Annotated in this window: 14 protein-coding genes; 1 reads left to right on the top strand and 13 read right to left on the bottom strand. The window is 53.0% G+C overall.

Annotation, left to right across the window (positions count from 1 at the left end; all coding sequences use genetic code 11):
• Nucleotides 1–33: 33 nt before the first annotated feature.
• The 5 genes from M2298_RS19895 to M2298_RS19875 are packed head-to-tail and all read right to left on the bottom strand — an operon-like array spanning nt 34 to nt 5,047.
• Complete coding sequence (locus tag M2298_RS19895) at nt 34–1,170, bottom strand: M20 family metallopeptidase (protein WP_173597844.1); 1,137 nt, start codon at nt 1,168–1,170, stop codon at nt 34–36.
• Between the two features lie 12 nt (nt 1,171–1,182).
• Nucleotides 1,183–1,983 carry an ABC transporter permease gene (locus M2298_RS19890; protein WP_122965551.1) on the bottom strand — a complete coding sequence of 267 codons (801 nt, stop codon included), beginning with the start codon at nt 1,981–1,983 and terminating at the stop codon, nt 1,183–1,185.
• On the bottom strand, nt 1,980–2,822 hold the full coding sequence (locus M2298_RS19885) for an ABC transporter permease (RefSeq protein ID WP_122965552.1): 843 nt from the start codon (nt 2,820–2,822) through the stop codon (nt 1,980–1,982). Before M2298_RS19885 ends, M2298_RS19890 begins: the two co-directional genes overlap by 4 nt.
• Nucleotides 2,823–2,825: 3 nt before the next feature.
• On the bottom strand, nt 2,826–3,920 hold the full coding sequence (locus M2298_RS19880) for an ABC transporter ATP-binding protein (RefSeq protein WP_122965623.1): 1,095 nt from the start codon (nt 3,918–3,920) through the stop codon (nt 2,826–2,828).
• A gap of 8 nt (nt 3,921–3,928) precedes the next feature.
• Complete coding sequence (locus tag M2298_RS19875; protein ID WP_173597843.1) at nt 3,929–5,047, bottom strand: ABC transporter substrate-binding protein; 1,119 nt, start codon at nt 5,045–5,047, stop codon at nt 3,929–3,931.
• A gap of 190 nt (nt 5,048–5,237) precedes the next feature.
• Here M2298_RS19875 and M2298_RS19870 point away from each other — a divergent pair, with 190 nt between their 5' ends.
• Nucleotides 5,238–5,999 (top strand): IclR family transcriptional regulator, encoded by a 762-nt coding sequence (locus tag M2298_RS19870; protein ID WP_173597842.1) that lies wholly within the window; start codon nt 5,238–5,240, stop codon nt 5,997–5,999.
• A gap of 116 nt (nt 6,000–6,115) precedes the next feature.
• Here M2298_RS19870 and M2298_RS19865 read toward each other — a convergent pair whose 3' ends face one another.
• The 8 genes from M2298_RS19865 to M2298_RS19830 form a co-directional block, all read right to left on the bottom strand.
• Nucleotides 6,116–6,436, bottom strand: a complete 321-nt coding sequence (locus M2298_RS19865) for an AzlD domain-containing protein (RefSeq protein WP_229049812.1) — start codon at nt 6,434–6,436, stop codon at nt 6,116–6,118.
• The gene (locus M2298_RS19860; protein ID WP_280648992.1) at nt 6,426–7,103 is read right to left on the bottom strand and encodes an AzlC family ABC transporter permease; all 678 of its coding nucleotides are present in this window, start codon (nt 7,101–7,103) and stop codon (nt 6,426–6,428) included. Before M2298_RS19860 ends, M2298_RS19865 begins: the two co-directional genes overlap by 11 nt.
• 52 nt (nt 7,104–7,155) lie before the next feature.
• A complete protein-coding gene (pdxR, locus tag M2298_RS19855; protein ID WP_217022594.1) occupies nt 7,156–8,616 on the bottom strand; it encodes a MocR-like pyridoxine biosynthesis transcription factor PdxR in 1,461 nt (486 codons plus the stop codon).
• Nucleotides 8,617–8,796: 180 nt separating this feature from the next.
• Complete coding sequence (locus tag M2298_RS19850; protein WP_063229556.1) at nt 8,797–9,504, bottom strand: ABC transporter ATP-binding protein; 708 nt, start codon at nt 9,502–9,504, stop codon at nt 8,797–8,799.
• A gap of 14 nt (nt 9,505–9,518) precedes the next feature.
• Entirely contained in the window at nt 9,519–10,295 is a 777-nt protein-coding gene (locus M2298_RS19845) for an ABC transporter ATP-binding protein (RefSeq protein WP_122965555.1), read from the bottom strand.
• Nucleotides 10,296–10,316: 21 nt separating this feature from the next.
• A complete protein-coding gene (locus M2298_RS19840; RefSeq protein ID WP_063229622.1) occupies nt 10,317–11,600 on the bottom strand; it encodes a branched-chain amino acid ABC transporter permease in 1,284 nt (427 codons plus the stop codon).
• Nucleotides 11,601–11,609: 9 nt separating this feature from the next.
• Nucleotides 11,610–12,572 carry a branched-chain amino acid ABC transporter permease gene (locus tag M2298_RS19835; protein ID WP_167470349.1) on the bottom strand — a complete coding sequence of 321 codons (963 nt, stop codon included), beginning with the start codon at nt 12,570–12,572 and terminating at the stop codon, nt 11,610–11,612.
• Between the two features lie 145 nt (nt 12,573–12,717).
• A complete protein-coding gene (locus M2298_RS19830; protein WP_122965557.1) occupies nt 12,718–13,968 on the bottom strand; it encodes a branched-chain amino acid ABC transporter substrate-binding protein in 1,251 nt (416 codons plus the stop codon).
• Between the last annotated feature and the right edge of the window lie 151 nt (nt 13,969–14,119).

The following is a 14,119-nucleotide window of genomic DNA, read 5'->3' as shown; positions in this document are numbered from 1 at the left end:
TGCAGCTGTCAGGTGCCTCTTTTTCTTTTTTATCTATACTTCTTCGATCAGTCGCGCCAGCAGTGTAGCGCGAGTCGATATTTCACCCAGTTCGATCCATTCCTTCGGCGAATGAGCCAATCCACCTTTTGTACCAAGTCCATCCAACGTGGGAACTCCGCAAGCCGCCGCAAAATTGCCGTCGCTGACGCCGCCGGTGCCTGATTCCTCTAGATGCATCCCTAGTTCATTGATACTGATGGATTGGGCCAGCGAAAACAACGCTCCCGTTTCCTCGGTACGCTCCATCGGCGGACGGCGAATGCCGCCTGACACGTGGATGCTCGTACCCGCAAGCATTGGCTCTCGTTCCTGCATGACTTTTTCAATCCGTTGCGCCTCGTCCATGGACACCACCCGGATATCTACCTCTGCCTCGGCGTAATCCGCCACGACATTTGCGCCGATTCCGCCTTTGACGATCCCGACATTGACCGTTGTGCCTTTTTCATAGTCGGTCAGCGAGTGCAGAAATTGCACCTGACGGGCCAGCTCTTCAATCGCCGATACGCCTTTTTGGTGGTCGACGCCAGCGTGAGCCGATTTTCCGTGGATAGCCAACGTGTAGTGCGCACTTCCCTTGCGCCATGTTTTCAGCGCTCCGCCAGGCTCTGTCGGCGGCTCCAGCACGAAGCTCGCAACCGAGCGGGAAGCTTCCTCCTCCACGAGCCAGCGGGAAGTCGGACTGCCGATTTCTTCGTCGCTGTTGAGCAATAGCACGATTTTTTTGTCTTTTGGCAAGCGATCCAGCTTCACGAGCGCACGCAGCGCAAACATCGCCTGCAACACGCCTGCTTTCATATCGTAGACGCCCGGCCCGTACGCTTTGCCATCTTGCATGGAAAACGGCCTGCGCGCTGCTTCTCCTTCCAGCCACACGGTATCGTAGTGACCGATAATGAGAATTTGCTTTTCCCCGTCGCCCAACGTGCAGCGCACCTGATCCCCGTAAGTCGCATTCGGAATCAGTTCCGCCCTGCCGCCTGTCAGCCTTTGAAATTGCAGCGCGAACCAGCCCGCCATCCGGTCGCCCAGCTGCTTGTCGCGGGAAGGCGAGTCCATGTTGACCGCTTCCTCAAGCAGTTGTAAAAAGTGATTCAAATTGTCTTGCAAATAAGTCTGGATTGACATAGTGCCTCTTCCTTAATGAGATTGTGAATTGAGTCCGAACAGGCGCTCTAGTCCGTATACTTTTTCCAACAATACGATAAAGACCAGACTCAGCAGGATGACGACCGCGGAGATTGAAGCCACCAGCGGATCGAGCGTTTCCTGCATGTAGGTGAAGATCGCAAGCGGAAGCGTGGTCGTATCTGGCGCTACCAAGAACAAGGAAACCGTCACATTGTCAAACGACGTCAGGAACGAGAAAATCATTCCCGACACAATGGCTGGGCGCAGCAAAGGCAGCGTGATGTCCCAAAAGACGCGCAGCGGGTGTGCACCCAGCATGTACCCTGCCTTTTCCAGCGTATAGTCAAATGTACTAAGTCCTGTGAGCACCAGACGCACAACATACGGGATGGAAATCAGGATGTGCGCCAGGAGCAGCCCTGTAAACGTTCCTGCAATACCGATCCGTGTAAAAAACAGCAAGGCGGAAATCCCGATAATCAGCGAAGGCACGGTAAGCGGGGAGAGCATCAGCGCGTTGATGACGCCGCTCCCGCGGAATTTGTACTTGGACAGCGCGAATGCTGCCAAGGTGCCGAGCACGGTCGCCAGAACAGCGGTAACCGTCGCCAGTTTGAGACTCGTCCAGAGCGATTCGACAAACTCCGGCCGATCCAGAATCATCGTGTACCATTGAAAAGAGAAGCCTTCCGGCGGAAACGCCAAGTATCCAGCCGCCGTAAACGAGCTTGGAATGATGACCAGAAACGGCAGATTGACCAGCAGCAGCACGAAGAACGTGATGAGTCCGAACGTATTTATCTTTTTCATGACGCAAACACCTCTTTATACCGCTTCGTTTCGATCAACTTCGTATACAGTGTCACCAGCAAAATCGTGCTGCCCAAAAGCAGGAACGCAAGCGCAGCGCCAAGCGGCCAGTTCAAGGTCGCCATGATCTGCTCGTACGCAATGACCGGCATGACTTTTACCGAAGTTCCGCCCATCAGCGCCGGAGTGACAAACGCGCTCATCGACAAGCTGAAAACCAGAGTCGTTCCCGCGATGATCCCCGGCAAGCAGAGCGGCAAAGTCACCGTAAAGAACGTGCGAATGCGCGAAGCTCCCAAAATCGAAGCTGCCTTGGACAAGGACGGATCGATGGCGTACAGGCTGGTCGCAATCGCCAGCACCATGTAGGCAATAAACGAATCGGTCAGACCGATGACGACGCCAAGCTCGTTGTACAAAAGCCGCAACGGCTGCTCGATCAAGCCGAGCTTCATCAGCATTTCGTTAATCCAGCCCTTCTCTCCCAGCACGACTACCCAACCGAAGTTGCGGATGACCACGCTGATGAGATGCGGAGCCAAAATGAGCATCGTCACGATTCCGCGCATTTTTCCTGTCGCCTGCGCCATGTACATCGCCACCGGAAAGCCCAGCAGCAAGGTGGCGAGCACGGTCCACAGACTGACGCGAATCGTCCGCCAAAGAATTTCCACATAAAACGAATCTTGAACAAACAAGGTGTAGTTTTGCAGCGTGAAAGCCTGGTTTTCATCCTGGAAGCTGAGCATAAGCATGAGCAGCATCGGCAAAATAAACACCCCGAGCAAAACAATCATCGCAGGTGCCGTCAGCAGTGTGATCGAAAGACGCTTGTTCATCCGTCATCCCCTCTCCACGGGCATGACCAGCACGTCTTCCGCATTCCACTGACAGTAAACCGTTTTGCCTGCTTCTTGTTCAGCCGATTTGTCGCTCATCTGAACTTTGACTGACAGTGTATGCGCTCCGGTCGCCACCTCGCACTCCGTGTAGGAGCCGAGGAAAGAAGCGAGCTGGAGATGGCCTTTTACCCGATTCGGCTGTGCCGTATCCGCTGCGTCGGACAGCTTGATCTTCTCTGGCCGGACGAAAATGACCACTTTTTGCTGGAGGGCAAACGCACGCTGCTGCCCTGTCGCCTGCACAAGCAAACCGCCTGTCGTACGCAAGGTCAGCGTGTCGCCGTCGATCGCGATGACCTCGCCTTCCATCCGGTTTGTTTTGCCGATGAACGTATGCACGAACTCGGAAGCCGGCTGGTTGTAGATTTCGAGCGGAGTCCCGATCTGCTCCACAAAGCCGTGATTCAGGACAACAATACGGTCGGAGAGTGCCAGCGCCTCTTCCTGATCGTGCGTAACGAAAATGGTAGTTACGCCAATCTCCTGATGCAGACGCTTCAACTCGTCGCGCAGTTCCTCGCGCAGCTTCGCATCGAGGTTGCTCAACGGCTCGTCCAGCAGCAAAAGCGAAGGCTCAATCACCAGAGCGCGGGCAATCGCAATGCGCTGACGCTGACCGCCAGACAGCTGCTTTGGATAGCGGTCAGCCACATTCGGCAGCTTGACCAGCTCAAGCACGCGTTTCACGCGATCTTGCATCTCTTGCTTGCCTATCTTGCGCAGCTTCAAGCCGTAGGCGATGTTTTCCGCTACGGTCATATGCGGGAACAGCGAGTACGTCTGGAAAACCATCCCCAGCTCGCGTTTGTACGGCGGCACTCCGTTCATCCGCTGACCTTTGATCAGCAAGTCTCCGCCATCAGGGTCCAAAAATCCGGCGATCATGTTCAAGGTCGTCGTTTTGCCGCAACCGGATGGACCCAAAAACGAGATAAATTCGCCTTGCTCCACCTGAAGGTTGAAATCCTGAACCACGACATTGTTTTGAAATTTTTTCATGATGCCGCGCAGTTCGACGTCAATCACCTTTGTCACTTCCATACCTACTTTCCTGTTTTAGGTGCGATTTCTTTGTTAAAGCGATCCAGCCAAGCGGATGTTTCCTTGCTGATGATGTCGTAGTCAAAGTTCACGACTTTTGAACGGTCAAATTCCAGTGTCTTCGCTACATCGTCCGGCAGCTTCACGCTCGTGGCAGGATTGTAGTACAGCTTGGTCGCGTACATTGTTTGCACCTCGTCTGTCAGCAAAAAGTCGACAAATGCTTTTGCTGCTTGCGGGTGCTTCGCTCCTTTGACCAAAGTAGCGATGTTTGGCACGATATTTCCTCCCTCTTCAGGGAAAACAAATTCCAGCGGCACGCCCGCTTCTTTTTGCGTCAGGCTGCGCGCCATCGTCCAGGTGGTGTAGGCTGCGCTCTTGTTTTGCAGATTTTGCTGCAATTGCGCCGCGCTCTTGGCAAAAGTAGGCATGTATCCTGCAAGCGTTGCCAATTTCTCGAAGCCCGGCTCGATGCTCTTCTCTGATCCGCCATTCGCGTAGGCCAGCATGATCATCGTGGAGCGTCCGAAGTTGCTCGCCACATCTGTCATCGTAATGTTGCCCTTCACTTCCGGCTTGGTCAGATCGTTCCACGATTTCGGCACAGGCAGCGATTTCTCTTTGACCAGTTCGCTGTTGTACGAAATCCCCATCGGCGTGAAGTTGACGACTACGCCGCTGTCATCTGTCACCTTCAAATCTTGCGGCACGTTTTTCACATTCGGAATCTCAGTGCCCGAGATCGTTTCCCACAAGCCTTCCTGGCGTCCTTTTTCCTGTTCCCCGCCTTCGATGATCGTCAAGTCAATTTGCGGAGCGTTTTTCTGTGCTTTGACTTTCGCTACAATCTCCGTGGAAACTCCGGATACATACGTCAGCTTCACATTCGGATACTTCTCGTTGAACTTTTTGAAAATCTCGTCTTTCATCAGCTTCTCTACAGTAGCTCCGTTCCCCGCTACCACCAGCGTGTCTTCCAGTTGTACTTGTGCTTGTGTACCTCCTGAATTGCCCGTGGTCGGAACTGGTGTAGCTGTTTGCGGCGTGGAGGAGCCACATCCAGCCAACAAAGAACCAGTCAAAGCAAAAATGGACAGAACAGATAATGCCTTTTTCTTCAAGTTCGTCAACCCCCGATTTACCTTTATTGTTCACGAATAGAGAACAGTGTTTGCTATTCGAGAACGATAGTGTTATCCTATCATAAAGATACTGACTATTCAAGGTAGTCATACAAAAACAACCATTATCGCAATTCGCAACCCTACCTGTGGTAAAATAGGGCTAATGCACATAAAGGAGACGTTTTTCATGGACCAAGTATTGTCTTCTGTACGAAACGGCTGCCGACTCTTGAAAATGTTCCTTGATTCTCCCAAAGAGCTTGGCGTGACAGAACTGAGCAAAAAACTGCAACTGTCAAAAGGGGCCGTACACAAGCTGCTATCCACGCTGGAGTCCGAAGGCTTCATTCGCCAAAATGAAAAAACCAAGCAATACACGCTCGGTTATACTTTGCTGGAGTTGGGCACGAAGGTGCTCACCAACCACGATATCGTCGATTTTTCCAAACCGTATTTGACCGGACTCGTCTCCCGGGTCAACGAGCTTGCCGTCCTCTGCGTCCAGGATGCAAAAGACGCCATATACGTAGCGAAGGAAGACTCGCTTCACCCGATCCGCTTTACCGTAGAGTCCTTCCGCCGCTTTCCGCTGTACTCGACATCGGCTGCCCGGGTGTTGCTCGCTTTTCAGCCGGAGTCTTTCCAGGACGAAATATTGGCGGAGCATCCGTTGAAAACGTACACTACTCATTCCTACACATCGGTGGCGGACATCAAGGACAATCTGCGCACGATCCGCGAACGCGGCTACGAGATCAGCTCCAATCGCCGCAACGCGGGCGTCACGGGAATTGCTGCGCCGATTTTCGATTCAACTGGCCATGTGACAGCCTCCGTGAGTGTGATTGGCCCGTCGGATCGCGTCTTGCCGAGACAGGGAGAGATTTTGGCAGACACGCTTGCGACTGTGCGCGAGATGTCCGCCCACTTGGGCTATCGCTTGGGTTGACCAACATGACAAACACAAAAAGACCTTTTCCCCCACACGATCACACTTTCCGTTGGGGAGAAGGTCTTTGTCTTTTCTCATGCGCCCAGCACTCGGCCCGGCATGCCTGAAATGTCCTAAAACGCGAACACTTGCCGCCACAGCGCCACGATAACCACTCCAGCGAGCAACGCCCAAACGATCTGCTTTTTCCAAAGCCCTACCGCCAGCGCCACAGTGCCCGCCACCAAATACTCCGGGCTCCACGCCCCTTTTGGCGCGTGAAACAAGATGGGCGGAATCGTCATGGATGTGAACACGCCGACTGGCACCATCGCCAAACCCCGTCCGAGCCAGGCCGGAATCTGCCACCTGGAACTGATCAACAGCATCGGAAATCGCGTCAAATACGTAATGATCGCCATTAAAACGATATAGAGCAAAATTTTATCGTTCACCGCTCAACGCCCCCATCACTACGGCCGTCACTGTCCCGGTGATCACGGCAACCGTCGCTCCTCCGAGCCAAAAGCCAAGACAGGCGACAACCGCGGCACAACCAGCCACTTTGAGATGATACGATGAAACCAGATTAACGGCCAGAAACCCGAGAAACGTCGCGATAAAAGCAAAATCCAGCCCCCAGCTTTCCGTCTGGGTAAATACCGTTCCGAAAATGGCTCCCGCCAGCGTGCTGGCATTCCAGATCACGTAATCAGCCGCACTCGCTCCGGCGAAGTAAGCAAGGCTCGGTTTTTCCCCTGCGGCCAAATAAGTCGCCTTGAGCGCATACGTCTCGTCGTTGAGCGTCCCGGCCATCAGCGACAGCTTCCATGGCGCCGTCTCGCGAAACTTCGGCCCCAGAGCCAGTCCGTACAACAGATGACGAGCGTTCAAGAGCAGCGTCGAAACCAGGATCGGCCAACCGACAATCCCCTGGGAAATCAAACCGACAGCCGCAAACTGCGACGAGCCTGCATTGACCAGCAAGGAAAACAGCATCGCTTCCGTCACTCCCAGCCCTGCCTGCCTCGCCAAAATGCCAAACACCATTCCATCCACAATTCCGGCGGCTGCCACCGGAATGATTTGCTTCATTCCTTTTACAAACAACGACTGCGACACCTTGATGTGCTCTCCCTTCTGCGCTTCCCCTCTGTCTGATGCAACTGTTGCTTCAATGTCTCTGCAAATACGGCTCCCACGCCTTTTTCAACAGGCGAATGCCCTCGCCCATCTCTTCCAGGCTCAAACCGCCGAAGCCGAACTGGAAAGCAGGCAGTCCTTTTTGCGCTGGCTCCATCCACTTGTGAGAAGTCGGGTAGACGCGAATCCCTTCCGCAGCCGCGATTTGCGCAAGCTCTATGGCTGTACGTTCACTCGCTACCTCAATCGTCACGGACAGCCCGGCGTCCTGGCCTTTGAGCAAAATGTGCGCCCCAAGCTGCTCCTGCAAAAGTTGAAGCATCGCATCGTGCTTTTTGCGATAAATCGTCCGCATTTTGCGAATGTGCCGCTCCCAGTCGCCATGCTTCATGAACAAGGCCAGCGTCTCCTGATGGATGCGCGAAGCAGACTGGTCAAAATCAATCAACTCCTTGTGATAAATCTTGAGCAGCTCGTGAGGCAGCACCATGTAGCTAATCCGAATCGATGGCAAAAGCGCCTTGGAAAAAGTCCCGACATAGATCACCCGCCCGTTGGTATCCAGCCCCTGGAGGGAAGGAATCGGTCGGCCGTGATAACGAAACTCTCCGTCGTAGTCATCCTCGATGATGTACCCGTTTGCCTGATTGGCCCAGTGCAGCAGCTTCAAGCGCTTGGCGTACGGCATGACGATTCCGGACGGGTCCTGGTGAGACGGGGTAATATAGACGTACCTGGCCCCGCTTTTGCTGAGCGCCTCCACATCGATCCCGTCGTCCTCCAGCCGAATCGGCCGAACCTCAAAGCCGAGATGGGAAAAAACGGATCGAACGCCGTTATAGCCCGGCTCCTCCATAGCGACAGCCTGTCCCTGCGCACCGAACATGAAGCCGAGCAAACTGATCATAATCTGCGTTCCCGCACCGATTACGATTTGCTCAGGCGTAGCCTGCACGCCGCGCGCTCGCCCCAGATAGCGGGCCAACTCTTCCCGCAAAAGCGGCTCTCCTTGCCTGTCGCCGTAGTAGAGCACGCTCTTGTTCTCTTTTTGCATGCACTGATTCGTGTATTTGCGCCAGCGTTCATACGGAAAATGCTCGGCGTCTACTTTTGCCTGGTGGAAATCATAGCGGACGGGAGCGGGAAGCACCTCGGTTATCCCTTGTACGCGCTCCTTTTCTTTGCGAACGGCGTCAACATCTGGATATTGCTTCTTGCCGGGCATCTTCAAGATCGGTCCATCCCAGTCCACATCCACGACAAAAAACCCGCTGCGCTCCCGACTCTCGATATATCCTTCTGCCAAAAGCTGATGGTACGCGCTTTCCACCGTCGTTTTGCTGACGTGCAAAAATCCGCTCAAAGCGCGTACAGACGGCAGCTTCGTCCCGGACGGCAGTCCGCCTCTTTGAATTTCTTCGCGAAAATATCGATAAAGCTGCAAGTACAAAGCTTCTCCGTCCTCAACCAAATGGGGACTGATATCCAGCATGTTCCTCTTTCTCCTCTCCCGCCAACTGACCCGTTCCGCTTTTTTCTATCTGTACATGTTCAGACGGGTTCAATCGGTCTATGCTAATCATATACGAAATTTTGCAAAATTACTTTTTGTTCGCAAAGAAAAAGAAAAACCGACGGAGATGTCTCTCCATCGGCTCCTTGCTACGCGAGGCTATGCGAGATAAGCTTCCCTGACCTGCGGATTTGCCAGCAAGGTCTGCGCATCGTCCTTCAAAATGATTTCTCCGGTCTGAATCACATAGCCGCGATGTGCCACCGAAAGGGCCTGGTTCGCGTTTTGCTCCACCAACAAAATCGTCATGCCTTCTTTGTTCAGCTCAGTGACGATGTCAAAAATCTGCTCCACGAGAATCGGCGCCAGTCCCATTGACGGCTCATCGAGCATCAAAATCTTCGGCTTCATCATCAAGCCGCGTGCAATCGCCAGCATTTGCTGCTCGCCGCCGGACATCGTGCCGCCTTTTTGATCAATCCGCTCTTTCAGGCGGGGAAAATAGGCGAAAGCTCGCTCGATGCCTTCCTCAATCACGCTTTTGTCCGCTACTCCGAAGGCGCCCATCTCCAAATTTTCGCGGACTGTCAGCTTGGGAAAAATACGGCGTCCTTCCGGTACGTGAGCGATGCCCGCACTGGCGATATCGTGAGTGCGCATCTGGGTGATATCTTTGCCATTGAAAATCACTTTGCCTTCCTTGGCGCGGGTCTGTCCGCAGATCGTCTTCAAGGTAGTTGATTTTCCCGCCCCGTTGGAGCCGATCAAAGTGACTACCTCGCCCTCGTTGACGGTAATGCTCAATCCCTTCAATGCGTGGATACCGCCGTAATAGGTATGAACGTTATTCAGCTCTAACAATGCCATTGTGTTTCCTCCTTCTACGACACTTCCGACGCGCTTTTTCCGAGATAGGCTTCAATTACATTCGGGTTGTTGCGGATTTGTTCCGGCGTTCCTTCGGCGATTTTGCGGCCGTAGTCCAGCACGTGAATGTACTCGCTCAGTCCCATGACCAGCTTCATGTCGTGCTCGATCAGGATAATCGTCAGGTCAAGCTCCCGTTTCAGCTTGCGAATAAAGTCGGTCATTTCCACCGTCTCGCGCGGGTTCATGCCCGCAGCAGGCTCATCGAGCAAAATGATTTCCGGATTGGTCGCCATCGCTCTGGCAATTTCCAGGCGCCGTTGCAAACCGTACGGCAAGCTGCCCGCCGCTTCGTTGGCGATATGCGCGATCCCGACATATTCCAGGAGCTGGTACGCTTCCACACGCGCCTTTTCCTCTTCGACGCGCACGCGCTTTGTGTTGAACAAAATGCCGAGCAATCCGGCAGACAAGCGGCTGTGAACGCCTACCATCACGTTTTCCAGCGCCGTCATTTCCTTGAACAGACGGATGTTTTGAAAAGTCCTTGTGATGCCGCGGCTCGCAATCTGGTCGGGACGCAACCCTTTGATGCTTTTGCCGTTCAACAGGATTTCGCCTTCATCCGGCTCGTAAAATCCGGTGATCATGTTGAAGAAAGTCGTCTTTCCGGCCCCATTCGGCCCGATTACTGCTGTAATGCTGCCTTTTTCTATGGAAATCGAGACGTCCTGGTTCGCCACCAGTCCGCCAAAACGTTTGGTCAAATTTTTCGCTTCCAACAATGCCATGCCCTTTTCCCTCCTCGTCCGCTATGACTGCTTGCCAGAAGCCAATTGGGACAGCTTGCCGAGAATCCCCAGCTTTTCTTTGCCGTAATCGCTCGCTTTGATCGCATCGAGATCGTTCTTTTTCCGCTTGGCCGGAATCAGTCCATTCGGACGATACAAGGCTGCGAGAATCAGCATGATCCCGAAAATAAGGCGTTGGAACTTGGACGGGTCGAGCTGGTTCGGCAGGTTGATGATTCCCGACTGCTGCAAGCTGTGCAAGAAGTTGGAGAACTCTTTCAGGAGCTGCACTTGCAAAATGGTGACGAAAGCAGCTCCGAGCACGACGCCAGGGATGCTTCCGCTGCCGCCGAGAATGACCATCACCAAAATCCCGATTGATTCCATCAGCGTAAACGAAGTCGGATCGATAAACGTCTGCTTGGCTGCAAAAATGACGCCTACCACCCCTGCGAAGGAAGCCCCTGTCGCAAAAGCCGCCAGCTTCGTATTCAACAGCGAGATCCCCATGGACTGCGCAGCCAGTTCATCCTCGCGAACAGCGATCCAGGCGCGGCCCAGACGGGAATGCTCGAAACGAATATTCGCCAGGACGATGAAAGCGATCACGAACAACACGATAAAGTAAAAGAAAAACGGTGTCCCCATCTTGATGCCGAACAGCTCCGGCGACGGAATCGGGGTAATCCCTTGTGGTCCGTTCGTAATGTTGATCGGTTTGTCCAGGTTATTAAAAATAATCCGAATAATCTCGCCAAACCCGAGCGTAACGATGGCCAAATAGTCGCCTTTTACACGGAGTACGGGTAGCCCGAGCAATACCCCGAAGACGGCGGCGACGATCAATCCGACGATGAGGAACGGCCAGAACCATTCACCCGACAGCGGAAACAGGTTGCCTGCGATAAATTCGTTTGCCTGCGAGGTCGAGAAGATCGCGTATGCGTACGCACCGGCAGCAAAGAAGGCGACGTATCCCAAGTCGAGCAATCCTGCGAAGCCTACTACGATGTTCAAGCCGAGCGCCATCGCCACGTAAATGCCCACCTGCGAGGCCACTTCCATGTAGTAGCGGTTTTCCCCTGCGACCAGCGGAATGACAATCAACAGCACAGCTGCCCCGATGACCATTTTGATCGCTTTCGACGTGTTCGTGTAATAGATGAGCACAATCGAAGAGAGAATGCCGAGAAACGCGATGACTGATTTGTCCATGAAATGCAAAGCAGCCGCGAAGCCTGCGATCCAAACCAACGTGAGCGCGAGCGGTATTCCTTTGAACGTTTTCCATGTCAGATTTGCCATTGGTTTCACCTACACTTTCTCTTTCACAGCTTCGCCAAACAGCCCTTCAGGCTTGAAGAGAAGCACGAGGATTAGAATACTGAATGCAAACACGTCTTTGTACTCGGCACCGAATGCGCCGTTGGTCAACGGTCCCATGAACGCTCCCGACAGCGACTCCAGCAGTCCGAGCAGCACTCCGCCAACCATCGCGCCGCGCAAATTGCCGATTCCGCCGAGAACGGCTGCCGTAAATGCTTTCAATCCGAGAATGAATCCGATATAAGGGTCGATCGTCCCGTAGTTTTGGGCGAACAGCACGCCTGTCGCTCCACCGAGACTGGAACCGATCAAAAACGTCAGCATGATTACTTTGTCTACATTTATGGTCATCAGCGAAGCCGTACTCTGATCCTGCGCTACGGCACGCATGGCGATTCCCCACTTTGTCTTGTTAATGAACAGCGTCAGACTTATCATCATTACGATCGCGAGCACAATTACAATCAAGCCTTTGGTAGGAATCGTGGCAATGCTGCCTAAAGAAATCGAACCAGTAAAAAGAGTTGGACTGTTCAGATAAAATTCATTGCGAGCCAGCGCTTCGGTAAAACGAACAAGGTCTTGCAGCAAAAACGATACGCCGATAGCAGAAATCAGCGGTACGAGACGCGGTGCCCCACGCAGCGGCCGATAAGCCACTCTCTCGATCCCCACTCCAAGCGCCCCCGTTAACACCATGGCGATGATCAGTGTCAAGAATAGTGCGACAAAAGGATTCATGCCTTCCAGCGCCCCCAAGGAATCAGAGATCAGCAATACCTCTGTCCCGACAAACGCCCCCACCATAAAGATTTCTCCATGAGCAAAGTTGATAAATTCCAAAATCCCGTAAACCATTGTGTAGCCCAAGGCTACGACTGCATACATGAATCCAAGTGTTAATCCGTCAACCAACACCTGAGGCAAAATGTTGAGCATCATGCTTCCCATCCCTCACTTCTCAATAAACTTGTAGAAATTTTCTGCATTCATTCACATGGCTGGACGTGAGTTTCCGTAGAAAAGGGCGAACACCAACGTGCCGCCCCTTTACCGGTATGAGGCATGAAAGAGTGTACGGTGATGTTGGCTGCGATTACTCGGCCTTGCCTACAAAAGTTGACTTGTCCTTGTCATACTTGTAAATGAATACATCTGCGTTTGTGTTGTCACCTTTTTCATCAAAGGTAACTTTTGTGAATTGCCCCTGAAAATCTTTTGTTTTGTGAACTGCTTCGAGGACTTGCTCGCGTGTTGGTTTTTTGCCACCGTTCGCTTTGATTGCTTCCATGACGCCGTTAAGGATGACGTTCATGGAATCGAAACCGTAGACGGAGTAGGTTTCTAGAGGTTTGTTCGTGGTTTTCTTGTACTCTTCAGCCCACTTCTTGCCCTCTTCGGTTTGCGTCACGTCACCTGCTACTGACGTGAACACAACGCCTTCGACAGCATCGCCGGCTATTTTAATCATATCAGAAGAGTCCAAGCCGTCGCCACCCATAAAATATCCCTTGTATCCTTTTTCCCGGGCTTGTTTGACCAGGATTCCGCCTTCCGGATAAAGCCCGCCGAAAAAGATGATGTCAGGGTTCTTTGCCGATACCTGATTCAGTACGGCGCTGTAATCTTTTTCGCCTTGCGTGATGCCTTCATACCCGAGAAGCTGCACGCCGTCCTTTTCGAACTGCAACTTCACCTGGTCGCTCAAGCCTTGGCCGTATGCGGTCTTATCATGAATAATAAAAGCTGTTTTCACGCCGAGCGTATTTTTCGCATACATGGCCGCTTTCGGTCCCTGGGCGTCATCGCGAGCACAAATCCGGTGTACGGTTTTCTTCCCTTCCTCGGTCAGCTTCACGGCTGTGTTGGCAGGGGAGACCATGACCAGTTTGCCTTCCTCGTACTTCACGGATGAAGGAATCGCCACACCGGAGTTCAGGTGTCCGACTACCCCGTACACATCAGGATTGGAGATGAGCATTTCCGCATTGGATACCCCGATTTTCGGGTCCGCCTGGTCATCCTGCGGGAAGAGCTGGATGTCGAAGCCGAGCTTTTTAAATTCTTCCTTGCGTTGATTCAGTGCGTATTCCGCACCTGTCTTGATCGCGTCTCCGAGAGAGGACTGGTTCCCGGAGAGGGGGGTTTGTGTTGCGATCTTGATGACACCACCGTCTGTTGCTGCGCCACCGCCGCTGCCAGACGTGCTTGGCTGATTTTGCGCTGGCTGACCACCTCCGCCCGTGTTGCTTCCCCCTGATGAGTTGCTGGTTCCTGCGCAACCTGTGAGTGCCACACTCGTCGCCAATACCGCAGATAAAATACTGATGTGAGAGAGTTTTTTCATGCGGAATTGAATCCCCCTTTAATTATTCTTTATTTTTGTCCTCGCCAGTCGATCTACCCCAGCTACCAGGTTGCGACTATGTAAGCTTGTTTTCTGATGGAACAGAAGATAGATGTGGCTTGGCTATTATTTATTGTAAAATAAATCTGAA

It is taken from the genome of Brevibacillus sp. 1238 (assembly GCF_029892995.1).
In the GTDB taxonomy this organism is placed as follows: domain Bacteria; phylum Bacillota; class Bacilli; order Brevibacillales; family Brevibacillaceae; genus Brevibacillus; species Brevibacillus parabrevis.
The sequence above is the reverse complement of the archived record's forward strand: the minus strand, read 5'-3'. Positions and strand labels throughout refer to the sequence as shown.

Bases quoted from the DNA above. Each gene is read 5' to 3' on its own strand.
- M2298_RS19870 (WP_173597842.1), top strand. From the start codon at position 5,238: ATGGACCAAGTATTGTCTTCTGTACGAAACGGCTGCCGACTCTTGAAA.
- M2298_RS19850 (WP_063229556.1), bottom strand. From the start codon at position 9,504: ATGGCATTGTTAGAGCTGAATAACGTTCATACCTATTACGGCGGTATC.
- M2298_RS19890 (WP_122965551.1), bottom strand. From the start codon at position 1,983: ATGAAAAAGATAAATACGTTCGGACTCATCACGTTCTTCGTGCTGCTG.
- M2298_RS19845 (WP_122965555.1), bottom strand. From the start codon at position 10,295: ATGGCATTGTTGGAAGCGAAAAATTTGACCAAACGTTTTGGCGGACTG.
- M2298_RS19840 (WP_063229622.1), bottom strand. From the start codon at position 11,600: ATGGCAAATCTGACATGGAAAACGTTCAAAGGAATACCGCTCGCGCTC.
- M2298_RS19885 (WP_122965552.1), bottom strand. From the start codon at position 2,822: ATGAACAAGCGTCTTTCGATCACACTGCTGACGGCACCTGCGATGATT.
- M2298_RS19830 (WP_122965557.1), bottom strand. From the start codon at position 13,968: ATGAAAAAACTCTCTCACATCAGTATTTTATCTGCGGTATTGGCGACG.
- M2298_RS19835 (WP_167470349.1), bottom strand. From the start codon at position 12,572: ATGGGAAGCATGATGCTCAACATTTTGCCTCAGGTGTTGGTTGACGGA.
- M2298_RS19895 (WP_173597844.1), bottom strand. From the start codon at position 1,170: ATGTCAATCCAGACTTATTTGCAAGACAATTTGAATCACTTTTTACAA.
- pdxR (WP_217022594.1), bottom strand. From the start codon at position 8,616: ATGCTGGATATCAGTCCCCATTTGGTTGAGGACGGAGAAGCTTTGTAC.